The 25883-nt window shown below is 43.8% G+C and carries 22 protein-coding genes; 13 read left to right on the forward strand and 9 right to left on the reverse strand.

The genetic code is table 11. The features are described from left to right. Positions 1-59: 59 nt before the first annotated feature. Together rbsB and rbsC are read right to left on the reverse strand one after the other, a co-directional pair. Complete coding sequence (rbsB, locus tag F542_RS10445; RefSeq protein WP_025267497.1) at positions 60-932, reverse strand: ribose ABC transporter substrate-binding protein RbsB; 873 nt, start codon at positions 930-932, stop codon at positions 60-62. An 85-nt stretch (positions 933-1017) separates the two neighbouring features. Then, positions 1018-1974 carry a ribose ABC transporter permease gene (gene rbsC, locus F542_RS10450; protein WP_015431504.1) on the reverse strand — a complete coding sequence of 319 codons (957 nt, stop codon included), beginning with the start codon at positions 1972-1974 and terminating at the stop codon, positions 1018-1020. A gap of 129 nt (positions 1975-2103) precedes the next feature. On the opposite strand from rbsC, the gene F542_RS10455 reads away from it, so the two are divergent. Continuing rightward, entirely contained in the window at positions 2104-2433 is a 330-nt protein-coding gene (locus F542_RS10455) for a DMT family transporter (protein ID WP_015431503.1), read from the forward strand. A gap of 62 nt (positions 2434-2495) precedes the next feature. Here F542_RS10455 and rbsA read toward each other — a convergent pair whose 3' ends face one another. From rbsA to lldD, 4 genes are all read right to left on the reverse strand, one after another. Continuing rightward, complete coding sequence (rbsA, locus tag F542_RS10460) at positions 2496-3977, reverse strand: ribose ABC transporter ATP-binding protein RbsA (protein ID WP_025267498.1); 1482 nt, start codon at positions 3975-3977, stop codon at positions 2496-2498. Between the two features lie 9 nt (positions 3978-3986). Further along, entirely contained in the window at positions 3987-4406 is a 420-nt protein-coding gene (rbsD, locus tag F542_RS10465) for a D-ribose pyranase (RefSeq protein WP_015431501.1), read from the reverse strand. A gap of 121 nt (positions 4407-4527) precedes the next feature. Next, positions 4528-5517 carry a substrate-binding domain-containing protein gene (locus F542_RS10470; protein ID WP_025267499.1) on the reverse strand — a complete coding sequence of 330 codons (990 nt, stop codon included), beginning with the start codon at positions 5515-5517 and terminating at the stop codon, positions 4528-4530. 125 nt (positions 5518-5642) lie between these two features. Then, positions 5643-6788, reverse strand: a complete 1146-nt coding sequence (gene lldD / locus F542_RS10475; RefSeq protein ID WP_015431499.1) for an FMN-dependent L-lactate dehydrogenase LldD — start codon at positions 6786-6788, stop codon at positions 5643-5645. 224 nt (positions 6789-7012) lie between these two features. Between lldD and putP the strand changes: the two genes are divergently transcribed. From putP to F542_RS11145, 3 genes are all read left to right on the forward strand, one after another. Continuing rightward, on the forward strand, positions 7013-8521 hold the full coding sequence (putP, locus tag F542_RS10480) for a sodium/proline symporter PutP (RefSeq protein WP_015431498.1): 1509 nt from the start codon (positions 7013-7015) through the stop codon (positions 8519-8521). 181 nt (positions 8522-8702) lie between these two features. Next, complete coding sequence (gene putA, locus F542_RS10485; RefSeq protein ID WP_015431497.1) at positions 8703-12299, forward strand: bifunctional proline dehydrogenase/L-glutamate gamma-semialdehyde dehydrogenase PutA; 3597 nt, start codon at positions 8703-8705, stop codon at positions 12297-12299. Positions 12300-12524: 225 nt separating this feature from the next. Further along, positions 12525-13556 carry a transferrin-binding protein-like solute binding protein gene (locus F542_RS11145; RefSeq protein ID WP_015431496.1) on the forward strand — a complete coding sequence of 344 codons (1032 nt, stop codon included), beginning with the start codon at positions 12525-12527 and terminating at the stop codon, positions 13554-13556. 134 nt (positions 13557-13690) lie between these two features. Here F542_RS11145 and F542_RS10495 read toward each other — a convergent pair whose 3' ends face one another. Continuing rightward, entirely contained in the window at positions 13691-14803 is a 1113-nt protein-coding gene (locus F542_RS10495) for an MBL fold metallo-hydrolase (protein WP_015431495.1), read from the reverse strand. A gap of 313 nt (positions 14804-15116) precedes the next feature. Between F542_RS10495 and F542_RS10500 the strand changes: the two genes are divergently transcribed. Further along, entirely contained in the window at positions 15117-16259 is a 1143-nt protein-coding gene (locus F542_RS10500; protein ID WP_025267500.1) for an NADH-dependent flavin oxidoreductase, read from the forward strand. Between the two features lie 62 nt (positions 16260-16321). On the opposite strand, the gene F542_RS10505 is transcribed toward F542_RS10500, so the two are convergent. Then, complete coding sequence (locus F542_RS10505) at positions 16322-17446, reverse strand: Fic family protein (protein ID WP_015431493.1); 1125 nt, start codon at positions 17444-17446, stop codon at positions 16322-16324. A 207-nt stretch (positions 17447-17653) separates the two neighbouring features. Here F542_RS10505 and F542_RS10510 point away from each other — a divergent pair, with 207 nt between their 5' ends. Next, positions 17654-18529, forward strand: a complete 876-nt coding sequence (locus F542_RS10510) for an alpha/beta fold hydrolase (RefSeq protein ID WP_015431491.1) — start codon at positions 17654-17656, stop codon at positions 18527-18529. Here the strand turns inward: F542_RS10510 and F542_RS10515 are convergent. Next, a complete protein-coding gene (locus F542_RS10515) occupies positions 18507-19373 on the reverse strand; it encodes a LysR family transcriptional regulator (protein ID WP_015431490.1) in 867 nt (288 codons plus the stop codon). The two genes, F542_RS10510 and F542_RS10515, sit on opposite strands and share 23 nt — an antisense overlap. 200 nt (positions 19374-19573) lie before the next feature. On the opposite strand from F542_RS10515, the gene F542_RS10520 reads away from it, so the two are divergent. From F542_RS10520 to F542_RS10545, 7 genes are all read left to right on the forward strand, one after another. Beyond that, positions 19574-20524, forward strand: a complete 951-nt coding sequence (locus F542_RS10520; protein ID WP_025267502.1) for an NAD(P)H-dependent flavin oxidoreductase — start codon at positions 19574-19576, stop codon at positions 20522-20524. A gap of 101 nt (positions 20525-20625) precedes the next feature. Beyond that, on the forward strand, positions 20626-21540 hold the full coding sequence (locus tag F542_RS10525) for an alpha/beta hydrolase (protein ID WP_025267503.1): 915 nt from the start codon (positions 20626-20628) through the stop codon (positions 21538-21540). A gap of 6 nt (positions 21541-21546) precedes the next feature. Next, positions 21547-22299: an NADPH-dependent F420 reductase gene (locus F542_RS10530; RefSeq protein ID WP_015431487.1), complete on the forward strand. Its 753-nt coding sequence runs from the start codon at positions 21547-21549 to the stop codon at positions 22297-22299. Positions 22300-22466: 167 nt separating this feature from the next. Further along, a complete protein-coding gene (locus tag F542_RS10535) occupies positions 22467-23825 on the forward strand; it encodes an NtaA/DmoA family FMN-dependent monooxygenase (RefSeq protein ID WP_025267505.1) in 1359 nt (452 codons plus the stop codon). Positions 23826-24123: 298 nt separating this feature from the next. Next, positions 24124-24480 (forward strand): phenylpyruvate tautomerase MIF-related protein, encoded by a 357-nt coding sequence (locus F542_RS10540; protein ID WP_015431485.1) that lies wholly within the window; start codon positions 24124-24126, stop codon positions 24478-24480. Then, positions 24480-24611, forward strand: a complete 132-nt coding sequence (locus F542_RS11155) for a thioredoxin domain-containing protein (protein ID WP_015431484.1) — start codon at positions 24480-24482, stop codon at positions 24609-24611. The genes F542_RS10540 and F542_RS11155 overlap by 1 nt, the downstream gene beginning before the upstream one ends. Positions 24612-24678: 67 nt before the next feature. Next, entirely contained in the window at positions 24679-25839 is a 1161-nt protein-coding gene (locus F542_RS10545) for a LysR family transcriptional regulator (protein WP_231504933.1), read from the forward strand. Positions 25840-25883: the final 44 nt, after the last annotated feature.

A 25883-nucleotide genomic window follows, 5' to 3' on the forward strand; every position in this document is an offset into this window, starting at 1 on the left:
TTATATTCGCCCTGATGAACCATTTAGGGCGAATATAATTCGCCCCAACAATGATAAATTTATTTGCTAATAACTTTTAACGGTACAGGAATTTGTGCTTCAACCTTTTCGCCTTTTAACAGCTTGTCTGCGGTTTCTACGCCTAATTCACCTATTTTTTCTGGTTGTTGTGCAATCGTTGCTGCCAAATATCCACCTTCAACAGCTTTCACTGCATCATCAGTACCATCAAAACCAACCACGATAATCTCTTTTTTCGCCGCCTTAATAGCACGTAATGCACCTAATGCCATCTCATCATTTTGCGCAAAAACTGCTTTTGCCGAACCGTGGCTGGCCAATAAGTTTTCCATTACATTTAGCCCTTTAGTGCGGTCAAAATCCGCCGGTTGGCTAGCAAGCACTTCAAAATTGTTTGCTTCTACAGATTGTTTGAAACCTTCGCCACGTTCACGAGCGGCTGAAGTACCAGCAATGCCTTCCAATTGAATCACTTTGGCATTTTTTCCGACCTTATCCGCAATAAAATCACCCGCCATTTTTCCACCAGCCACATTATCAGAAGCAATATGGCTGACAACAACGCCTTTATTTGCACCACGATCAAGCGTAATCACAGGAATGTTTTTCTTATTCGCAATTGCCACTGCATTGCCAACGGCATCAGAATCTGTTGGATTGACTAACAGCACTTTTGCGCCACGTACGGTTAAATCTTCCACATTAGCAAGTTCTTTTGCTGGGTCATTTTGGGAATCTAACACGACTAATCTGTAACCTAACTCTTGCGCTTTTTTCTCAGCCCCTTCTTTTAAGGTAACGAAGAACGGATTATCCAGCGTAGAAACTGCCAACGCTAAGGTATCTTGTGCCAATGCAGAGCCACTAATTGCTAAGCCAAGTGCCATTGCTAAAGTTGTGAGTTTTTTCATAGAAAGTTCTCCTATTAATGTGTGGTCGCCACGCTGGCAACCGTAAAATTCAAGATAGCGAACGCAAGCGTACACCTCTTACAATTTAAACTTTTTTCCGGCCAATAAAGTTATCTAAAATGACTGCTGCCAAAATAACTAATGCTTTAGCCACCAATTGATAGTATGAATCAATATCTAACAAGTTAAGTGCATTACTCAGAAAACCGATAATCAACGCCCCAATTAACGTGCCAAAAATTCGTCCTTTACCGCCCATCAAACTAGTTCCACCAACAACAACTGCAGCAATAGCATCTAATTCATAGCCTGAGCCAGCAGTAGGTTGGGCAGAGCCCAATCTGGAGGTCACAATCAACCCTGCTAGTGCAGCAAGCACTCCACTAACTGCAAACACAAATAATTTCACCTTATTAACGTTAATGCCGGAAAGGGCTGTTGCAGCTTCATTACCACCGAGTGCATAGATATAACGCCCAATACGAGTCTGAGTAAGGATATACCATGCCATACCGAATAAAATAAACATTAACCACACAGGCACTGGCACGCCAAGTAACACACCTGTACCAATTTCGGCAAAAGCATCAGCATTATCAGAAAACCCCGTACTAATCGGGCGGCCTTCCATATAAATCATCGTGACACCACGCAACATTAACATTGTGATCAGCGTTGCCATAAATGCCTGTACCTTACCAAAAGCAACCAAAGCCCCGTTCAATGTACCAAGTAAACCACCAAAAATAAGTACCGCAGGGATAACCAAGTAAATCGATATATCCATACCGATCATAGTTGCAGCTACTGCACCAGCTAAAGCGAGCACTGAGCCAACAGAAAGATCGATTCCTGCAATTAAAATAACAAATGTCATACCAATCGCAATAATGGCATTCACCGAGGTTTGACGCAGAATATTCAGCAAATTATCAGTGGTAAAAAAGTTTGGATTTAAAAAAGACACCACCACAATCAGGGCAAGCAACGCAATAATAGAACGTTGCTCAATTAAGAATTTTTTTAGGCTAAAATTGTTCATCGCGCATCCTTTTTAGTTGTACAAGCGGTTTATTTTCCGCTTTATTTTGCAAAAACACCGTTTTTTCCACCGCTTGTGCAGAAATCGGCAAAACCCTTTATAATCTCAATTTTTAATGTAGGACTCATTATGAACCCTTGGTTTTTACTCGGCTGTGCCATTGTCATTGAAGTGATTGGCACAAACTCTGTCAAATATAGCAACGGTTTTACTAAACCGTTACCAACCCTCGCAGTATTACTTTGCTTTGCGGCATCACTTTATCTACTTTCTATCATCACCAAAACATTACCCGTTGGGATTGTTTACGCCGTATGGGCAGGTTGTGGCATTGTGCTTACCGCCCTCGTCGCCTATTTCCTTTTTGGGCAAAAACCCGACCTCGCCGGCTTTATCGGCATGGCAATGATTTTAGGTGGTGTATTAGTCATTAATTTGTTTTCAAAAGCAGAGGCGTAAATATCCTCATTCTTCTTTTGGTTACTTTTCTTTGTGTTATACCGTAGCAAAGAAAAGTGACTTCAATGCCCAATTGCCGCAGCTAAAATCTTCTCTTGCGTTGCTTGCAAGCGGTCGAATTCAGCAGAAATTTTACCTTCACGCATGACTAAAATTCGGTCTGACATTCCCAGCACTTCGGGCATATCGCTTGATACCAGCAAAATACTCAACCCTTCTGATTTAAACTGATTGATAAGCTGATAAATCTCTTTTTTCGCGCCCACATCCACGCCACGAGTAGGTTCATCTAAAATCAACACATTAGGACGAGTCATCAACCCTTTAGCAATTGCCACTTTTTGTTGATTCCCACCCGATAACTCACCAATGACTTTATCTGGACTCGGTGTTTTGATATTAAATAGGTCGATGAAATCATGTACCGTCATCAACTCTTTAGCATGGTTAATTCTTCCATGTTCAGAAAGATGAGCTAACGCAGTAAGGGACATATTCTCTTTCACAGACATACCCAAAATCAGCCCATCACCTTTACGATCTTCGGAAATATAGACAATACCATTATCTAATCCATCTTGCGGAGTATGATTATGAATTTCCTGCCCATTTAAACGCACGATACCACCGCTTTTAGGCAATGCACCGTACAACACTTTCATTAATTCCGTACGCCCTGCTCCCATCAAGCCAGAAACACCAAGGATTTCACCACTACGCAGATAAAAACTCACCCGCTCCACACCACTCCCTGAAAGATTCTCAACCGCCAAACGAATCTCACCCTGTGGTGTTTCAATATGCGGATACTGCTCGTCCAACTTGCGCCCAACCATCATTTCAATCAAGCGTTCTTCGCTTAAATCTGCCACGGCACTTTCGCCAATAAACTCTCCATCACGCAGCACCGTAACATCATCACAAATTTGGAAAATCTCTTTCAAGCGGTGCGAAATATAGACAATGCCACGCCCTTCGGCTTTGAGTTCACGGATAACGTTAAACAGGGCTTCTGTTTCGGTATCGGTTAATGCATCAGTTGGCTCATCCATCACAATAACGCGGGATTCAAAACTTAATGCTTTAGCAATTTCTACCATCTGCCGCTCACCAATGGAAAGTTCACTAGCCGATTTCTTACTAGAATGACTCACTCCAAGCCGTGCCAACAAGCGGTCAGATTCAGCATACATTTTGCCAAAATTGATTCCTCCCCATGGGAAGGTTGGCTCGCGGCCTAAAAAGATATTTTCAGCGATTGAAAGATTACCCAGAATATTCAACTCTTGGTGAATAATGCTTAAGCCTGCTTCTTGCGAGGCTTTCGGATTGGGGAAATTGACTGCCTTGCCGAGATACTCAATCGTCCCTGCATCACGGCTGTAAATCCCCGTCAGAATTTTCATCAAAGTAGATTTACCTGCTCCATTTTCCCCCATCAATGCCATGACACGTCCCGCATAAACATTCAAACAAGCATTTTTCAAAGCTTGTACACCAGGAAAGGCTTTATCTATACCGCTAATTTTCAGTAAGGTTTCCATTTCCCCTCCTTAAAACGGCACACCTGAATAGAGAATGATATTGGCATAAGGCGAGCACTCCCCCGTACGCACCACAGCTTTGGCTTGATTGCTCTGTTGTTTAAATTGTGAGTGGGGAAGGTAGTCAATTTGAATTGCATTTCCCTGCTGGCATTCAAGTTGTGCCATGATGGCGAGCAGTTGTTTTTCAATTAATGGATTCGCATTTTTGATTTCATCTGCGAGCACGACTCGTTCTACAAACATTTCTGATAATACGGCTTGCAAAGTTGCAAGAAAACTCGGCACGCCCGCCGTTAAGGCAAGATCGATGCGCACTTGCTCTCGAGGGATAGGCAAACCAGCATCACAAATAGTTAATCCATCGGTATGCCCAAGAGTGGCAATCGTGTGGGAAAGTTGAGCATTTAAAATAGTCGTTTTCTTCATTTTGTTCTCCCGATCTGTTTAGGAAACAAACATCGAAACGTTTCGATAACAAGATTATGGAAAAGAAAAGAGAGAAAAGCAAAGGAAAGAGTGCAAAAATGTGATCCTGCTCACAAAATAATTAAAACGACATTCGCTGAACGAGTTCAGGCTCTAATTGCACTGTTTGAAGCGCTTGGTTGGGTTCTTGAATACGAGCAATCAACCGCTCTACCGCTGCTTTTGCTAAGCGGGCTTTAGGTTGGTGAATGCTAGAAAGAGGAGGAGCAAGATATTGAGCAAGCTCAATATTATCATAGCCAATAATAGCAATATCTTGTGGTATGCGTAATCCTGCCTGCCAAATTGCTTGATATGCCCCAATAGCAATACTGTCGCTGGTTGCAAATACCGCACGGGGACGATGAGCTAAAGCAAGCAATTTGCGCATAGCATCGACACCGCCATCGTAGTGGAAATGGCTTTCGATAATCCACTCTGGATGAATTTGCAGATTTTGCTCTAAAATTGCCCGCTTGTAACCTTGCAAACGGTTGAATGCAAGCGGCTTAGAAAGTTCACCCGTGATCACTGCAATATCACGATACCCCGCCTCAATCAGTGCTTTTGTTGCGAGATAACCACCAAATTCTGAATTTTCGTGAATAATATCGGCATTTAACGGCTGTTGCCACCAATCGATCACCACAATGGGTAAACTCACTTTAGCAAACAGTTCTGGTTCAAAATCTTGCGGTTCGGCACACATTAGTAGTAAACCATCGACTTGCTTACGCAGCAAGCGCGCTAAATGACGAGCCAAATTGCAAGACTGATTATCGGAATTCACTAAAATCAGGTGATAATCATGCCGCTCGCAATAACGCTCTACATGGCGTACAACCTCAGCAAAAAAAGGGTTATTACTTGCAGTGACAATCATACCAATTGTATTAGTTTCTTTGATTTTAAGACTACGCGCCAACAATGAAGGCTGATAATCCAATTCTCGGATCACCTGTTGTACTCGCTCTGTGATTTCTGGGCTCACAAAGCGTGATCCATTTACCACATGCGAAACCGTTGAAAGCGAGACTTTCGCTATCCGTGCAATATCTTTCATTGTTGCCATACAATTCCCCTTGTGGGCAGCTTAATAAATCGTGAGTATTTTCAACCTTTTTTCAAAAAACACAAGCGCCGGATTTTGCAAAAAAAAGAGCAAAATCCAGCGCTTGCTAGGATTTATTGATCAAATTAAATTTTGGTTAGATCAACTAATGCATCACGAGTAATATCGCTAATTTTGGCGTTGCTGGTAAGGGTCATGGCTACTTTCATCTCTTTTAAGAAAATATCTAGCACATTTTCAACCCCTGCTTGCCCCGCGGCACTAAGCGCATAAACAAATGAGCGCCCAATCATGGTGCAATCTGCGCCAAGCGCTAGCATTCTCACCACGTCTAAGCCATTGCGAATACCAGAGTCTGCCAGAATTTTAATCTCGCCTTTTACTGCATCAGCAATACTTGGCAACGCTTTGGCGGAAGAGAGCACGCCATCTAATTGACGACCACCGTGATTGGAAACAATAATACCGTCTGCACCAAAACGTACCGCATCTTTAGCATCTTCAGGATCAAGAATACCCTTAATCACCATAGGACCATCCCAAAATTCACGAATCCACTCTAAATCTTTCCATGAAATGGAAGGGTCAAAGTTATCAGTTAGCCAACCAATATAATTATTCAAATCAACAGGTTTCCCCATATATTTTGATACATTTCCCAGCGTATGTGGTTTACCCTGAATACCGACATCCCATGCCCAAAATGGATGAACCATTGCCTGTAACACACGACGAATATCTTTGTATGGACCACTCATACCAGAATGCATATCACGATAACGTGCGCCGGGAGTTGGCATATCTACCGTAAATACTAATGTGGAGCACCCCGCGGCTTTAGCTCTTTCCAAAGCATGTTTCATAAAACCACGATCTTTTAAAACATAAAGCTGAAACCACATTGGGCGCTTAATAGCAGGTGCTACCTCCTCAATCGGACAAATAGATACTGTAGAAAGCGTAAAAGGAATGCCCTTGTTATCCGCTGCTTTAGCAGCTTGCACTTCACCACGACGAGCATACATACCTAATGCCCCTACAGGAGCAAGCGTAACCGGCATAGATAAACGTTCGCCAAATAATTCAATGCTAGTATCTAGCTGTGACATATCTTTTAGCACCCGCTGACGTAAAGCGATATCCTCCAAGTCGCTTACATTACGACGCAAAGTCTGCTCAGCATAAGAACCACCATCAGCATAGTGGAACATAAATGGGGGAACACGGCGTTGTGCCGCACGTTGATAATCTTTGGCTGAAGCAATGATCATAAGAAACCTCTATATTTGTTATAAGTAAGTTAAGAGAATTTACATTTTATACTAATGTCTCTATTTTACAAATAATAATTATTGCCATTTCTATTAACTTGTTAAAAAAATGTTGCATTTTGGTTATTTTATGATAATTTCATTGCATGTTGCATCTCGTTAGTCTTTTAAAAGTTTTTTGCTTATAATCTCCCCTTTTATTTTATTTCATCTAAGGAGAACCTATGTTCGGTTTTGATCCTACAACGACGACATTCCTTATTTATATTATCGGAATGATCGCCATTGGTTTTATTGCCTACCGCTTTACCAATAACCTTTCTGACTACATTCTTGGCGGGCGGCGCTTAGGCGCATTTGTAACCGGCTTATCAGCGGGTGCATCAGATATGTCCGGCTGGTTATTGATGGGCTTACCAGGAGCGATATATGCTGCAGGGCTAGTGGAAGGCTGGATTGCGATCGGTTTGACCATTGGCGCTTATCTAAACTGGCTATTTGTAGCGGGACGTTTACGGGTACATACTGAATTCAATGCCAATGCGCTTACCCTCCCCGACTATTTCCACCACCGTTTTGGTGATAAAACTAAAGTGCTAAAAATCGCTTCTGCGACAATCATTCTATTTTTCTTTGCCATCTATTGTGCTTCTGGGGTGGTAGCCGGTGCACGTTTATTCGAAAATTTATTTAATGTGCCATATGCAACAGCGCTTTGGTACGGCGCACTTGCCACTATTATCTATACCTTTATTGGTGGTTTCCTTGCGGTAAGTTGGACAGACACCATTCAAGCAACCCTAATGCTATTCGCTCTGTTTCTTACCCCTATTTTTGTTCTCATCCAACTTGGCGGTGTAGAAGAAACTCACGCGGTTATCGTACAAGCCGGCGCAGCAGTGAATAAAGACTTCACGGATATTTTCACTGGCACAACCTTTATCGGCTTACTCAGTCTTTCCGCATGGGGACTAGGCTATTTTGGTCAGCCCCACATTCTGGCACGCTTTATGGCCGCTGACAGCGTAAAATCAATTCCAAACGCTCGCCGAATCTCAATGGTATGGATGGTTGTTTGTCTATTTGGCGCAGTAGGAATTGGGTTCTTCGGGCAAGCTTACTTCTTTGCACATCCTGAACTTTCAGAGATCGTGAATAAAAACCACGAGCAAGTATTTATTGAACTTTCTAAATTACTGTTTAACCCATGGGTAGCAGGCGTACTACTTTCTGCTATTTTAGCTGCAGTCATGAGCACACTCAGTTGCCAACTATTAATCTGCTCTAGCGCAATTACTGAAGATTTTTATAAAGGCTTTATCCGTCCAAATGCAAGCCAAAAAGAACTCGTTTGGCTAGGGCGTTTAATGGTGTTAGCTATCGCCGTATTGGCAATTGTGCTGGCGCAAGATCCAAACAGTAAAGTGCTCGGTCTAGTCTCTTATGCATGGGCAGGATTTGGTTGTGCTTTTGGCCCAGTTGTAATTCTCTCGTTATTTTGGAAACGCATGAATAGCGCAGGTGCTCTCGCTGGTATGCTAACTGGCGCACTGGTTGTCGTATTTTGGAATGATGTCGTACCCAATAGTGGTATCTATGAAATGATTCCTGGCTTTATCTTAGCGATGGTCGCCATTGTTGTGGTTTCTCTCATTACTCCAGCACCTCGTTCAGAGATTGTAGCAACATTCGAAAAAGCAGATAAAGCTTATGATGTTGAAATGAGCAAATAAAATTAAACGGCTACCCTGTGGGGTGGCTGTTTTTTTATGTTGAATAGAATGATAAATATCAATTTTTAGCGCCCTCTTCTTTAGCAAAAAGAGGAACGCATCCAATAAATAATCTACACAACCGGTCTCTTTTGCAAAAAAATCTGCAAATCCGCCCGCTTGCACACAAAAGGAAAAAACAATGTCATACCAACTTTTACCCAACACGACTATCCGCCCCGAACTTAGCCGTCATTACCGCTTTGATGAGCAAACCCTTGTGCAAAACCTGCTGGAACAGGCACGTTGTGATGAGCACGCCGACAGCATTAAAAAGCTGACCACCCAACTGGTTGGCAAAGTTCGAACTGCACGCCAGAAAGCGAGCGGGGTCGATGCGTTAATGCACGAATTTTCGCTTTCCAGCCAAGAAGGGGTGGCGTTAATGTGCCTTGCCGAGGCGTTGTTGCGTATTCCTGATACTGCCACCGCGGATAAGCTAATCCGAGATAAAATCGCCAAAGGTGACTGGCGTTCACACACCAGCAACAGCCCGTCACTGTTTGTGAATGCCGCAGCGTGGGGCTTGGTAGTTACCGGCAAACTGGTTTCGACCCATAGCGAAAGCTCGCTCTCGTCTGCCCTTTCACGCCTGATTGCCAAAGGCGGCGAGCCATTGATCCGAAAAGGCGTGGACGTGGCAATGCGTATGCTCGGTAAGCAATTTGTGACCGGTGAAACCATTCAACAGGCGATTAAAAACGGCGAAAAACGCTTCGCAATGGGTTATCGTTACAGCTACGATATGCTGGGCGAAGCGGCATTCACCGCCGAAGATGCCAAACGTTATTACAACGACTATGTTGCTTCCATTCACGCTGTGGGTGCCACCTCGAAAGGCTTGGGCGTGTATAAATCCTCGGGCGTATCGGTCAAACTCTCCGCCATTCACCCTCGCTACTCCCTTGCCCAACACCAACGTGTGATGGACGAACTTTACCCACGTTTAAAAGATCTGTTCCTGTTGGCGAAAAACTACGACATCGGCTTGAACATTGATGCCGAAGAAGCCGACCGTCTCGAATTGTCGCTTGATTTGATGGACAGACTGCTTGCCGACCCTGATCTGGCAGGGTTCAACGGCATTGGTTTTGTGGTGCAGGCGTACCAAAAACGTTGCCCGTATGTGATCGAGCATTTAATTGAGACCGCCCGTAAACATAATCGCCAGTTGATGATTCGCTTGGTAAAAGGTGCATATTGGGACACCGAAATCAAGCGAGCGCAAACGGACGGTGCAGAGGGCTATCCGGTCTTCTCCCGCAAGGTACATACCGATTTGAACTACATCGTTTGTGCCAAAAAACTGTTGGCGGCGCAAGATGTGATCTATCCGCAATTTGCCACCCATAACGCCCAAACCCTCGCCACTATTTACCACTTAGCGCAGGGTAAACGCTTTGAGTTCCAATGTCTGCACGGAATGGGCGAAAGCCTGTACGACCAAGTGGTAGGCAGTGATAATCTCAATGTGCAGTGCCGCATTTATGCCCCTGTCGGCACTTATCAAACTCTACTTGCTTACTTGGTGCGCCGTCTGCTGGAAAACGGGGCGAACAGCTCGTTCGTCAGTCAAATTGTCGATGAAAATTTAAGTGTGAACGACCTCGCCCAAGACCCAGTGCAAAAAGCACAACCGACCCAAGGCACGATGCACCCGAAAATTCCACAGCCGATCAAATTATTTGGCGACAGCCGTGCCAACTCCAAAGGCTACGATTTAACCGATGCGGTGAGCTTGCAAGCCCTCGAAACGCAACTTAATGCCCTTGCTAAACAGCATTATCGTGCCGAACCACAGTTGGCGAATGCGACAACAAGCGGTCAGGAAAGTCGAAAAATTTACAATCCGGCGAACCAAGCCGAGGTTGTTGGTGAAGTGATTGATGCCACTGAAAGCGATGTGGCACTGGCGTTCGAGCGTGCGGCGGCATTCCAATCCGACTGGGCGAACACCTCGCCGGCAGTGCGTGCCGAGTGCCTTGAAAAAATGGCAGACTTAATGGAAGCCAATATGCCACAACTGTTTGATTTGGCAGTGCGTGAAGCGGGTAAAACGTTGAACAATGCGATTGCCGAAGTGCGGGAAGCGGTCGATTTCTGCCGTTATTATGCCAAAGAGGTACGCAATAACATTGAGGCGTATAAAAATCCGCGTGGCATTGTGGTAGCAATCAGCCCGTGGAACTTCCCGTTGGCGATTTTCGTGGGTGAAGTGTCATCTGCATTGGTGGCAGGCAATGTGGTGCTGGCAAAACCGGCGGAACAGACCTCGTTAATGGCACACTATTCGGTGAATTTATTCCACCAAGCGGGTGTGCCAGCTGCGGCGTTGCAATGCTTGCCGGGAAGCGGAAAAGTGATCGGTTCGGCATTGGTAGCGGATAGCCGTGTAAACGGCGTGATTTTCACCGGTTCAACCGACACGGCGAAGAGCATTAACCGTAATTTGCAGAAAAATAAGCGAATTATTCCGCTTGTTGCTGAAACCGGTGGACAGAATGCAATGATTGTCGATAGCTCGGCACTGGGCGAGCAAGTCGTGGCAGATGTACTGAACTCGGCGTTCGACTCCGCAGGTCAACGTTGTTCTGCCTTGCGGGTGCTATATCTGCAACGAGACGTTGCCGACCATATTCTCACAATGTTGAAAGGGGCAATGGCGGAGCTAAAAGTCGGTCGTCCGCAATATTTAACCACCGATGTCGGTCCGGTGATCGACAAAGTGGCACAACAACGCCTGCTCGACCATATCGAAAATCTGAAAAAATCGGCGAAAAGTTGCTATCAAGTGGCGATCTCACCTGAAATTGCCGAAAATGGCATTTTTGTCCCGCCAACACTGTTAGAGATCGACCACATCAGCCAGCTTAAACACGAAGTGTTCGGGCCGGTATTACACGTTATCCGTTTCGATGCCGATAAACTGCCACAGGTGATCAAGGATATCAACTCCACCGGCTTCGGTTTAACCAGTGGTTTACACAGCCGGATTGATGAAACCGTTGAGTTATGGCTGAAATCTGTCCACGCCGGCAACCTCTATGTCAATCGCAACACCGTTGGTGCTGTGGTGGGCGTACAGCCGTTCGGCGGAATGGGCTTGTCAGGAACCGGCCCGAAAGCCGGCGGCCCGCTCTACCTGCAACGCTTGGTAAACCGCCAAGAATGGACGCTGAGCGGCTTGCAGGGCAGTGCGCAAGCGGTCGATTTTGACTTAAATTCTGCAATTCGCAAGGTACTGAACGGTGCTGAACAGCAAACTGCCTTAGATCTTGCCCAAAGCCTTGCCCGCCTCTCCCCGCTCGGCAAAACCTACCCAATGCAGGGTATTACCGGCGAGAAAAATGAGATGACGTTTGTGGCTCGTCCGCAGATTGCGATTGGCAAAGGCGATTTGGCTTCGCAGGTGCAAGCCCTGATAGCCATTGTGACCGTAGGCAGCCAAGCGGTAGTAGAAAAATCGAGCGAGCTGGCGAAACACGCCTCTGCTTTCGGCGAGAAATTGCAAGTGGTGGACGACTTCAACAGCCTCAACCAGCTCAGCAGCCTGATTGTGCTCGACCCGCTTTCCGCTGATGAGAAATTACATCACGCCGAACGCAAAGGCGCGATTTTAACCTACATCGAAGGGTTGGATTTGGCTTTCTCACTACTGCCGCTGGTACACGAAAAAGCGATCAGCATCAACACCGCCGCCGCAGGGGGAAATGCCAGTTTGATGAGTGAGATGGATTAAGTAGAATAACTGTATACTCTCGTTCTACAAAGGCTCTAGTCTCAACTAGAGCCTTTTTCTACCAAACAAAAGAACGAATCCCATACTCAGTATTTCATTATCATTAAAATTAGCTTGAATATCATACTAAAAAGTGCATACAATTATTGTGGTTTTTAACCAGTTAAAGATCATTTTGCATCTTTTAACTCAACTTAGCTCATCCTACTTTAAACGAGGTTTCTTATGAAAAGAACAAATGTTGCACTCGCTATTTTAATTTCGCTCGGTTTAGCGGCTTGTAGTAGCGGAGGCGGTTCATCTTCTCCAAGCAATAATCAAGCAAGCACAACTGACAAATCTACGGAAATAACGGCGCCAACTGAGCCGGCAAAACCGACAGAATCAGCCACACCAACTGAACCAGCAAAACCAGCAGAGCCAACCACTCCGACTGAACCAGCAAAACCAGCCGAGCCAACCACACCTGCTGAACCAGCAAAACCAACCGAACCAACCACACCTGCTGAACCAGCAAAACCAGCCGAACCAACCACGACTATTGAACCAGAAAAACCGGTAGAAGCGCCAAAACCGGCAACCAATGATCCTCTGCCACAAGAAGAAACCCCCTACACCAAAAACTTTCCAAGTGTAGGAGGCGGATTTATTATCCCAATAGAAGATAAGATTAAATTTGCATCGTTAACTTCACAAAACAGCCAACTTATACAAAGCCTCGATGTTGAAGGAAAGAGTATCCCTCTGTCTCAACCAGGTATTCAAAGCAACAATATCAATATTCAAGATGCAAACCGTCAATTAGTCGTTCGAAAAGGTGAAAACACCCTGATTAGCTTTGTAAAACAAACTGATTTAACCAACCAATATTTACTTACATCTGGCACTAATATTACAAAAACAATGCCAACGGAAGGCGCTGTAAGCTATAAAGGACATAGCCTCAATATTTATGCTAAAGATAATACTGGAGGGATTGACTCCTTGGTGGAAGGTTCTGCAGAATTTGTCGCGGACTTTAATCAAAAAACCTTAACAGGCACCGTAAGCGCTGCTACGGATAACGATTTCATACCTGTTGCGATTAAGGCAAGCATTACCAATAATACCTTCACAGGTAGCTCAAACGGGGTTAGTGTACAAGGTGGCTTCTTTGGAAAAAATGCAGAAGAATTAATCGGTGATTATACGCGTACAGAGCAAAGTCTTAAACAACAAAATGCTATCGGCGTATTCCAAGCCAAGCAAACAAAATAACGCGTAAATAAAATAGGGGCAAATGATTATTTCGCCCCTATTTTTGCAGAAAATTTCCGATTTTAACCCGCTTGCTTACGAGCACTCACCAGTAATGCCGCAGATTGTGCTTCGCACTTTATTTCATAATATGCTTACTTTACTTTTTCCCACCATTTTTCATGCGGTAAAGGCTCAAAGATATGGAATACCTCGCCTATTTTAGGTGTAGCTACTTGTAAGTTATACTGTTTGGCATCGGCTAAAAAACGCTTAACAGGCTCTGTCCAATGGTGCTCGGAAAGATCAAACTTCCCCCAATGAATAGGCATCACCTTAGTACCCTGTACATCTCTCACGGCTTGAACCGCTTGCTCTGGGAATTCGTGAATTAGTGCCCATTTATCGTTGTAAGCCCCATTTTCAATCATCACAAAATCAAAAGGAGCATATTTGGCAACACGCTCAACAAAGTGAGAGCCATAACCTGTATCTGCACTAAAATAGAGTGATAAATCCGGCGACTTGACCACATAGCCTCCCCACAGGGTGCTATCTTGGGTATTCAACGCCCGCCCACTAAAATGGCGTGAAGGAACGAGGGTAATTTCAACTCCATCTAAATTGACACTTTCATCCCAATCCAGCTCGGTGATTTTCTCACTTGCTACCCCCCAACGTTGTAAATGTGCTTTTACCCCTAGAGGGACAATGAACCGTTGCGTTTTTGCATCAATTTGCAAAATGGTTTTATAGTCTAGATGATCATAATGATCATGAGAAATCAATACCGCATCTAACGCAGACAATTCCTCCACCGTTGGCGTATGTTGCATTTTAAACGGTTCCACCACAAACGGTAGCGGAGAGGCATGGTAATAAACAGGGTCGGTAATCAAACGCTTACCATGTGTTTGAAAGAGCACTGTCGAATGCCCAAACCAAACAACGCTGCCATCTCGAAATAAACTCAAATTTAAAGGCACACTTGGCAATGCCTGACGCGGCGTGTTATGAGATGAGGCAATGAGTTTATCTTTTGTCCATTGCCATAAAGAAATCTCTTCTTCACCGGTTTGTATAGTCGTCTCTTCCAGATTAATAAATTTCTTACCATTAAAATTTGGCGAGCGTTGAATTTTTACTAGACTTTGGGCATCAGGCTTACCCCCAAACACAGGGTGAAAAACCATAAAAATATAGCCACTCAGCGCAAGCATCGCAGCAATGCAAACTAAATATTTAAAAATTAAAATCAGTATGGGCATCCATTCTCCACAACAGAATAAGAATAAAAAAGTAGTTTACTGAGGGTCTGTTAATAATTCAAATTTATTCACGATATTGCTTAAAAATGGTGCAAACAAAGAAGAAAACAGAATGAAGTCCAAACTTCTTTGCAGATATTCTTCCTTACTTACATCATTTTAGGTCTTTTAGAGATCAATAGATTATTGCAAAATAAGCAAAAGTGATTTAACGCTCCATTGATTTTTCAGCAAAAATAAATCGTTATACTGTGCCTATCAATCGCAAGCGGTGGCTTGCTGTGTCGTATAGAAATCAATGGAGAAAGCAAAGATGAATCCAAAATATACCCCTTTATTTGAACCTTATACCTTAAACAATGGCGTAGAAATCCCTAACCGTCTCACCGTCGCCCCTTTAACGATTTATGATTCAGGCGAAGACGGCGAGATGACCAAAGCAGGGCGCACATTCTGGCAAGATCGCTTTAATGGATTTGGCTTATACATTATGCCCTTTACCAATGTTCACCCGAGTGGTATTGGCTTTGAAAGCCCAAATGCCTTTGATGAACGCCATTTGCCTACCTTACGGGAATATGCCGAAATCGCTCATAAACAAAGTGCCAAAGCCGTAGTGCAAATTGCCCATAGCGGTTTGCGTGCCGACCCTGCTATGACACAAGGGTATGATGTGGTTGCACCAACAGGCGATGCCTATGGACGTTTTCGCACAATGAGCGAAAGTGAAGTGTGGGAGATGGTGCAAAGCTATGCTCGTGCCGCAGAATTAGTGATGGAAGCAGGGTTTGATGGCGTGGAGATTCACGGGGCGAATGGCTGGCAAATTCAGCAATTTGTGTCAGCATCGACAAACTATCGCACCGATTTTTGGGGCGGAAGCCTAGAAAAACGCTTAAATTTCCCACTGGAAATTATCAAAGCCATTGATGAAATGCGTAAAAAACACAACCGCCCTGATTTTATCATCGGTTATCGTTTCTCCCCCGAAGAACCGGGCGAGCGTGGCATTACCATGAAAGAAACGCTGACGCTGGTAGACGCACTGTTAGAAATGCCAATTCAATACTTGCACATTTCGCTGTGGGATTTTTACAAAAAAGTCCGCCGTGGTGCAGATACGGCATTAACTCGTATGCAAGTTGTGCACGACCGCATCGCTGGGCGAGTCCCTTTCTTTGGCTCAGGCAACCTTTACACCGCAGATGATATGCTCAACGCCTACCAAACAGGCTGGGTGGAAAGCGTCTCTATCGGCAAAAGTATTATGCTCAACCCGAATTTAGTGGAACTGATCAAAACAGGACGAGAAGCCGAAATCCAAACCACGTTTGACTGGGAACAAGCCGATTTTTACCGCTATACCCCAGCGATGTTACACGGCACCCGCATGGGACACGATTTTTATCCACCAAGCAAACAGCTTGGCGTGCGATATAAATCGGAGCATTTTTAATCAATAAAAACAAGCGCTCTGTTTTGCAGAAAATTTTGCAAAATGGTGCGCTTGTTATTGTTTTACTTCGTTTCTTCAACAATCTCATAGCTCACACTTCGCCCGCCGCTTTCCGAGCGTTGCAATATGCCTTTTTCCACCAAATCGGTTAGATCCCGCAAAGCGGTATCCCGAGAAACTTTGGTGAGAGCGGCATATTTTTTATTGGTGAGTTTGCCTTCAAAATCTTCTAACAACAGATTCAGCACTTTGGTTTGGCGGGCATTGACGGATAAGCCTTGCCATTGTTGCCAATAGCGATTTTTGTATAAGACTTTACTTAAAATCTGCTGTGCATTTTCTATCGCATTTTTCAGGCAGGTTAAAAACCATTCTAACCATTCTGTGAGTGTTTTTTCGCTCCGTTGGGTTTGTTCTAGAATTTGATAATACTCGGATCGCTGTTGCTGAATTTGTGCCGAAAGGCTGTAAAAACGTTGCCCGTTACCTTCTGCTTTTGCCAATAGGTTATCGGCAATCGCACGGGCAATTCTGCCGTTGCCGTCTTCAAAAGGGTGAAGCGTTAAAAACCATAAATGAACAATGCCCGCTTTAATGAAAGGATCTATTTCTTGTTTTTTATTATACCAAGCTAAGAAGTGCTGCATTTCGGCAAAAAGCTGCTTTGCAGGCGGTGCTTGAAAGTGAATTTTCTGTCGCCCGATTCTTCCTGAAACAACCTGCATTGCACCGTTTTTATCATCTCGCAACTGTGCCACCGCAATTTTACTCATACCGCTATATCCTGTCGGAAAAAGGGCGGCGTGCCAAGCGAATAATCGTTTTAAAGTTAAAGGCGAATGATGATTTTCTACGGCATCAAGTGTCATTTCCACAATACCTTCCACCGAACGATCAACAGGCGGTAATGCCCCAATATCCAATCCTAACCGCCGAGCCAAAGAGGAACGTACCGAGTGAGGATTTAAAATTTCCCCTTCAATTTCGCTATTTTTCAGCACTGACTGGGTCAGCACTTGTAACCGGGCTTGTTCCGAAAGTTCAAAGCCCAGCGTGCTCATTTTCCCGAGTAATAAGCCTTGTTGATAATGGGTTTGATTGAGCAATGGGGATAATTTCTCAATATCATATTTCCACTCATACCAATTTGCTTTTTGCCAAATATATTCATCATTAGATCGCATCATCAGGCAATTCCTTTCATTATTCGCCTTAAAAAATAAGGCAAATAATAGAGTTATTTGCCTTATTTTGCAAAAAATGTTGAGAAACAAACCGCTTATTTATTCTCAATTATTGCCAGATAATCAAAACTCATTTAAAAATCTATTGCTTTTTCAGCAAAAATCTTTCCCTATAATTTGCCTTAACTTAAAGCAAAACTAAGGCAGATTATGCAAAAACTTAACATTCCCACCCGCACCGGTACGGTCTTACACGGTGCATTATTTGAAAGTCGTCATAAAGCCGATACAGTGGTGATTGCGATTACAGGGATTCACGGTAACTTTTACTCTAATCCGTTTTATTACAATATCGGCGAAACACTTTCGGCAAATGGCATTGATTTTATTTATGCTCAAACTCGCAATGCGTTTGGGCAAATACCGATAACGAATGCGAAAACAGGCGAAAAAGAGTTAATTGGCTCGTGGAATGAAGATTTTACCAAGATCGATGACGATATTTCTGCTTATTTGGATTTTGCCGAACGTCGTGGTTATCAGCGGATTATCCTTGCAGGGCATTCTCTCGGGGCAAACAAGGTGGTGTATTACCTTTCTCGCCACAATGATCCCCGAGTCAGTAAATTTATTTTGCTCAGTCCTGCTAATGTTATTCATTTAACCAATTTTGTGAGCGATCAGGAAAAAGCGGTGGTGAAACAGTATGTAGAACAGGGATTAGGGCAAAAAATCCTGCCGTTTGAACTATTTGGCTGGCTCGGTGGTACGGCGGAGATGGCGTATCAATGGTTGTTCACCAATATACTCAATAATATGCACGTGGAACAAGAGCGGGATTTTTCGCAGGTGGAAAACGTACAACATAGCGGCGCATTATTGATTGGGACATTAGATCGTTTTACTTATGGCGATCCGTGCGGTTTCTTGGAAAACATCAACCGCCATTTCCCCAATGCTCACCAAAATGAGCTGATTTTTATCGAACGCACAGGGCATACTTATCAGCAAAAGGAACAGGAAGTGGCGGATCGGTTGTTGGTGTTAGTGCAAAAATGGCAAACTACGGCTTCATCTGCTTGCTGATAAAATCTACAAATGTTCGCACAATCGTAGAAGGATAGCGATGAGCCGCATAAATCATCGTTAAATCAAAATGTGGATTTGGCACATCACTCAACACTTCTACCACCCCATTTTCCGCCACCAATCTCTCTACGGTAAAATCGGCAAGTTGAGCAATCGCCTTGCCTCTTTTTACCATACATTCCAGTGCATAACTGTCATTGCTTGCAAAAAAATAAGGAATTTCAACCGCTTGTTTACCTATGCCAAGTTTGATGGTGCTTTCATCATTTTTTGCCCACACGGCAAGCGGAAAATGCGCAAGATCTTTTATCGTAGTCGGCGTACCATAACGCGCCAATAAATCAGGGTGTGCGACCCATTTGCTACTGAGTTGCCTTACTTTTTTGGCAATAAAACCATCACCGTGCAAATCACCAATACGAAATGCGACATCAATACCATCTGCACTTAAATCCAATACTCGGTCGGTTATTGTGCAATGCACTTGAATTTGAGGGTATTGCGTTTGAAATTGTGCAATCCAGTCAAGTACAGGCTCACAAGCTGGGCTGGCAGAAATCCGTAATTTCCCCTGCAACTGCTGTTGCTCGGCAAAAAGGAGTTGCTCAGCATTCACTAAATTTTCAATGCTTAAATGCACTTGCTCATAGAGCCGTTGCCCTGCCATTGTAGGTTTAACCCCTGATTTTTGGCGATCAAATAGCTGTATATTCAGTGATTTCTCCAATTCCGCGATTTGACGGCTAATGGTCGCAATCGGCACGTTGAGCCGTTCAGAGGCTTTGGATAAACTGCCGTGCTGAATCACGGCAACAAAGAGGCGGAGGGTGTTGAGGTTCATTGTTTTCAATCCCTATTTTTAAATAGTAAGAAAATGTTTTCATTATACTTAAAACTTTTCCTTAAAAGGGACTAAGTTTTAAGTATAAACAGGACTTTGTTTTCCAAATCCGAAAACCATATTCCCATTTTCGCTCATTCCTTCCTAAATCCAAAACCATTACACTACGCTCAAATTTTCAATTCAAATAGGAAAAAATGATGAACCGCATTACTCAAATTCTGAATATCAAACACCCTATCGTTCAAGCGCCAATGTCTTGGCTGACCGATGCAAAACTGGTTGCTGCTGTTGCTGAAGCGGGCGGATTAGGCTTTTTAGCGCCACACGCTGGGCAAAATACCAATCCAAGCTCTAATCAGGAAGTCTTAGATCGTATGCGTGCGGAAATTCGTAAGGTGAAAACACTGACGGATAAACCTTTTGGTGTGCCATTTATTGTGTCTTACGATTTTTCGCTCATTGAACCAATGGTAGAACTCTTTATTGAAGAACAAGTGCCTGTGGTGCTAGATAATGGCTTACTTGATGAGGCGATTTATCAAAAATTCAAACAAGCGGGGACAAAAATCATCTGCCGTTTACCAAATCCAAATTTAGCAGATGCTTTAAAAGCCCAAGAATTGGGAGCGGATATTTTGGTGCTGACGGGGTTTGATGAAGGCGGTACGTTGCCTGCCAAAGAAAACGGCAGTTTCTCGGTGCTTGCGGAGTATGTGGGGAAAGTGGATTTACCATTGATGTTAGCAGGGGGCATTGCGGATAAACGTACGGTACAAGCAGCATTTAATTTAGGGGCAGAAGGCGTGTGGATTGGCACTGCATTTATTGCCACTGAGGAATGCCGTGCGAGCGAAAACGTGAAAAACTGGATCGTGAGAGCGAATGCTAATGATCTGCTGTTATTCCGTACCGAACCCCATTACTACCGTTCACTGCCGACAGAATTAGCTAAAAAATGCTTTGAAATGAGCGAAAATGGCGCAACTCGTGCGGAGATCGCGAAGGTAATGAACGCAGGCACAGGAATGCGTTTAGGTATGCTTGAAGGCGATTTTGAAAATGGTTATGTGTCAGTCGGCAATGGTATTTCAGCGATCAACAAAGTACAATCGGTGAAAGGGTTGATTGATGAATTGATGGGCGAATAGCAAGAAAACGCTTGAAGAAATTCAAGCGGTATTTTTTGATTAATTTTTTGCAAAATAATATTAAGAGACTTGAAAATTTTAATCACTCAATAGGCATAGCAATGAAAACGTTTTTAAAAACCACTGCCATCGCACTGGCATTATCCTTATCATTTGCAGGCGTAGCGAATGCTAACACAGTTATTCAGCCAACTATCAGCCAAATCAAAACCCTTGACGGCTTAACTTTGCACCTGCAAAAAGATATTCCACAAACCAAGCCCAAAGCCGTTGTGGTGATTTCACACGGCTTGGCGAGCCATTCGGGGGTGTTTGGCGAGTTTGCCAAAACGATGAACGCAAACGACATTGCCGTTTATCGCTTTGACCATCGTGGGCACGGCAAATCGGACGGGCGAGACAGCATTCACATCAAAAGCTATTTTGAAATGGTGGAGGATTTGCGTTTGGTGGTAGAAAAAGCCAAGCGTGAAAATCCAAACACACCTGTGTTTGTGCTGGGGCATTCTATGGGCGGACACATTGCCGCACTCTACGGCACCAAATACCCACAAGGGGCGGACGGCTTTATTTTGGCGGCAGGTGTGTTGCGATATAACCAAATGAATTTTGGGTATTTGCCACGCCCCGAACCTGCGGATAGTTTTGTGAATGGCTTTGAAGCAGCACACAAAACCTTGAATTTACCAATACCTGATATGGGGGCTGGTTTATCCCTACCGAACGATCCACTGATGTTGGAAAAATTCTCGGTATCTTTCCCAAACAGTTTCAAAGAAGGCGTGCAATATCTCAAAGCACACAGCTACGATTTCACCGCCCCAGTATTATTGGTCAGTGGCGATGCGGATCTGTACGTTGTGCCGAAAGATGCCATCGATTTTTATAATGAAACCAACTCGACTGATAAAAGCCTACGTCTTTACCCGAATATCGGGCATATGTTAATGCTCGACAGCAACGGCAAACTGATTACGCAAGATATTGTGAATTGGATTGGCGAGCGTGTGAAATAAGGAGCGATGATGAACATTGGTATTATTGGCATTGGACAAATTGGTGGCACAATCGCTCAAAAACTCGCCCAAGTGGGGCATACGGTTAAAGTTGCCAATTCCAAAGGCATTGACAGCATCGCAGATTTTGCCGAAAAAATTGGGGCAATCCCTGCGGATTTACACAGCGTAGGCGTGAATATTGATGTCCTGATTTTATCTATTCCCACCCCTGCGATTGCCAATTTGCCCCCAAGTTTGTGGGCGAATTTGTCGCCTGATACGGTGATTGTGGATACAGGTAATTATTATCCTGAATTTCGTGATAAACCTATTCGCGAAATTGACAACGGACAGCCTGAAAGCCTGTGGGTAAGCGATGTCGTAGGGCGTGGCGTGGTCAAGGCGTTTAATATGCTGCTTGCTCATTCACTTACCCATTTGGGCAAAACCAAAGGCGATCCAAACCGTCTTGCAATGTGGGTAGCTGGCGATGACGAGAGCCAAAAACAGCTTGTGATGAGCTTAGTTGATGAATGCGGATTTGAACCGCTAGATGCTGGTGATTTAGCAAATTCGTGGCAACAACAACCCAATTCAGCAGGGTATTGTTGTGATTATACCGCTGATGAATTACGCCAAAGCCGTGCAAACTCTGCCCAAACGCCAAACGGCGTCCACCAAAACCGAGCCTATGCGGTGGGCGAATTACCCAAACTAACAGGGGGCGATTTTTCGCACAATAAGGTAATTAAAGCCAATCGAATTTTGAATACTTAATCCCAAAACAAAAACACCGTTTATTCTGATGATAAGCGGTGTTTTTCTTTGGAAATTTTACAAAAAAATCTTTCCATTTTCAGAAACAACATTCCAAATAATCGCCATTTAACTCCCAATTTCAAAACCTTATAATACGCTCATATATTTAAATTGGAGAAACCAAAATGACCGATTATCTTGATAACTCAAATAAAAAAATCAAACTTGCCTTGCAACTGGTTTCGGGTTATGGCGGAGAATTTCAGTCTTGGCGGTTGCCAGAAAGTAATGAAAAGGCCTATACCGACATTGATTATTATGTGGAAATGGCAAAAACGGCTGAACAAGGCAAAATCCACACCCTGTTTATCGCTGACACGCCGTCCTTTGGTGGGGCGGGTGGCAGTTCGGACATTGCCACTCGCTCGCCTGCTTTTCCGCTTGAACCAATGGTGGTGCTGTCTGCCGTCGCCTACGCCACGCAAAAAATCGGAATAGTGGCGACGTTTTCCACCACTTACAATTTGCCCTACAACTTGGCTCGCCAGCTCAAAACGCTGGACACCTTATCCAAAGGGCGTTTGGGTTGGAATGCCGTTACCACAGGCACGCCTTTTACCGCTTATAATTTTGGCAATAAGCCCTTGCCCGACACCACCACTCGTTATGAGATGGCACACGAAATGGTAGAAGCGGTGCAAACTTTGTGGGGGACTTTTGGCGAAAATGCCTACATCACCGACAAAACCACAGGACAATTTGCCGATATGAGCCAAATTTTGCCTGCCAATTACAAAGGCAAGCATTATCAGGTCAAAGGGGCATTGCCAATTCCAGCCACACCACAAGGGCAACCGCCCATTTTTCAGGCAGGCCCAAGCCCAGAAGGCATTGAGCTGGCAGGGCGTTTTGCCAGTGGCGTGTATGCCAATCCGTTTAGTATTTCCGAAGCTCGTGCCTATCGCAATGTGTTAAAACAAAGTGCCATTGCTCACGGTCGTAACCCTGATGAAATCAATATGTTTAGCGGATTTATGTTCACCATTGGCGACACTTATGAAGAGGCACTCGCTCGCAGAATGCAACTTTTGGATTTTATGAGCGATGATGAATTTTATGGGCAAATTCGCTATTTATCGGCGATGATAGGCGTGAATTTGCACGGTTTGGATTTGAATGAACCCTTGCCAGAATATCTACAAAATCAGGCGACACCGCACCCCAACGACCCCCGTTCGCCCCGTGCGGTGGAGCTGATTAAAAAAGGCATGTCGCCCAAAGAAGTGCTTGCCAATGGTGTGATTAACTATCACTCTGTGGTAGTGGGTACGGCAACCGATGTGGCGGATTTTATGGAAGAATGGTTTCGTGCTGGGGCGACAGACGGCTTTTCGCTTGCCCCCGACAGTCAAATGGGCGTGCGTGAGTTTGTGGAAAAAGTCGTGCCGATTTTGCAAGAAAGGGGCATTTATCATACCGATTATGAAGGCAATACCTTGCGTGAGCATTTGGGCGTGGGTTATCAGTATGGGTTGAAAGGGTAAGTTCAGCACATCTTAATCATTAATGCCCATCAGTCTTATACGTTTTCTAAAATAAAATACACAAGCCTTTAGTTAATAACCCCGCAAACAAAGGCTTAATGTAATATCAAGGCACCTATATGCTTGAAAATAACGATGGGCGGATACTGTAATTTCCTGAACGAATTAATGAGAAAGCAAAACTCGTTTATTCACCTAGATTGTTGCCAAATTAGCAAAACTTTATTAACTTATTCTTGCTTTTTCTATCAATAAAACTTTTCTACACTTTCTCCATTCGTATGCAATGGAGAACACTATGCCATTTGTCTTAGCTAAATTTAGTACTCCTGTCAGCCAAGCTCAGGAAATAGCCTTAAAAAGTGGATTTGGGCAAGCAATTGGACTTATACCGTATAAATCTGAATCAGTACTTTTATTAGAGATTGAACAAGATGCACACTTGTGGTTAGCTGGCGATAATCAACCCTCTACTTATATTCAAGTGAGTATTTTTGCTAACGAGCATCACTTAGGCTATGCAGAATTGACGCAGGAAATTACTCGCTTAATCCATAAAACTTTATCTATCGCCCCTGAACGGATTTTTATCAAATTTGATGATATTACGGCGTGGGGCGTGGCTGGGCAGTATATTGAGCGCAGGGGGTTATAATGAATAAAGTGACTATTTACCACTTTACCGATCCGATGATGGGACTGACTTATGAAAGTGAACCGTTTTTTCGTCAGCTTGAAACCCATTTTGGCGATCAAGTCGCGTTGAAATTCGTGATGGCGAGCTGAATTAGGGGTACGAGGATTACCCGCTTACCTATTTGAATATCAAGGCAAGCAAAGGTTGGTTTCAGGCGTGCTAACCTACGAACATTTAGCAAGCCTCATCGTACAATTCACACAAGGAAACATTCAACCTATATTGCCTAAGTGTAATGCAGAAATTTTGCAACATTTTATGCAAAAGCATCCGCTTGTTTCGTTGATTGAATTGCAATATGCCTTTGGATTTTCAAATGAAAATCAGATTTTGCAGGCATTCATACAAGTCCAAATCCCATTCAAGCGGGTTGGTAATGGGCATTTTATGCAAATTTGCCTATATTTCTTATTACACAATATGGATAGAATCCAAGCCTTACAAATTTTCGCTCGAACGGTAGAATCTGGTAGTTTTACCAAAGCGGCAGATCAGCTAAATTTACATATTTCGGTTGTTTCCAAAGGGATTAAATATCTGGAAACGCAACTTGGTTCACGCTTACTGAATCGTACCACCCGTAAACTAGCCCTTACCGCCGAAGGGGAAGTATTTTATGAAAAATGCCAAGTGTTACTTACCGAATTAGAAAATACCTTTCAAGATCTTTCGGGCTCTGCCCAGCAAGCAATTGGCAAACTTCGCATTGATATGCCACCTTCATTGGTTAATTTTGTGATGAGCCGTTTGCTTGAATTTCATCGCCAATATCCTGATATTCAGTTGGTCGTGAGTGCCAGTGATAAAGTTCAAAACTTGATTGATGAAGGATTAGATTGTGCGATTCGTATGGGAGAGTTAGATGATGCGGGGTATATTGCACGCCGTTTAGGGGATTTACCGATGGTATTGTGTGCCGCACCTCGCTATCTTTCTGAGTTTGGTTCGCCGAAAACCTTAGACGATTTAGAGCACCATCGTGCTATTCACTATTTTTCGGATAAACACCGTAAAATCATGCCGTGGCGATTTGAACAAGGAGGGAATGATGTTGGTATGAAAATTCCTTGTGTGATGTCGGTGAATGATTCTAATGTGTTATTGCAAGCAGTGTTAGCAGGATTTGGCATTAGCTATATGTCTTGTATGCTTGCTGATCCCTATTTGGAAAATGGTTCACTGGTAAAAGTTTTACCTGACTATCATAAGCCTTCTCGTCCTGTCTGGTTGGTCTATCCACAAAGAGAATTTATTCCAAAACGGCTAGAAGTGTTTATTGAATGGCTGTTAAATACATTTAAAGAATATTGTAACTAATCCATTATTGCCAAATTAGCAACTCTGATTTAAAAATCCACTGA

This window comes from Bibersteinia trehalosi USDA-ARS-USMARC-188 (assembly GCF_000521725.1).
GTDB classification, from domain to species: domain Bacteria; phylum Pseudomonadota; class Gammaproteobacteria; order Enterobacterales; family Pasteurellaceae; genus Bibersteinia; species Bibersteinia trehalosi.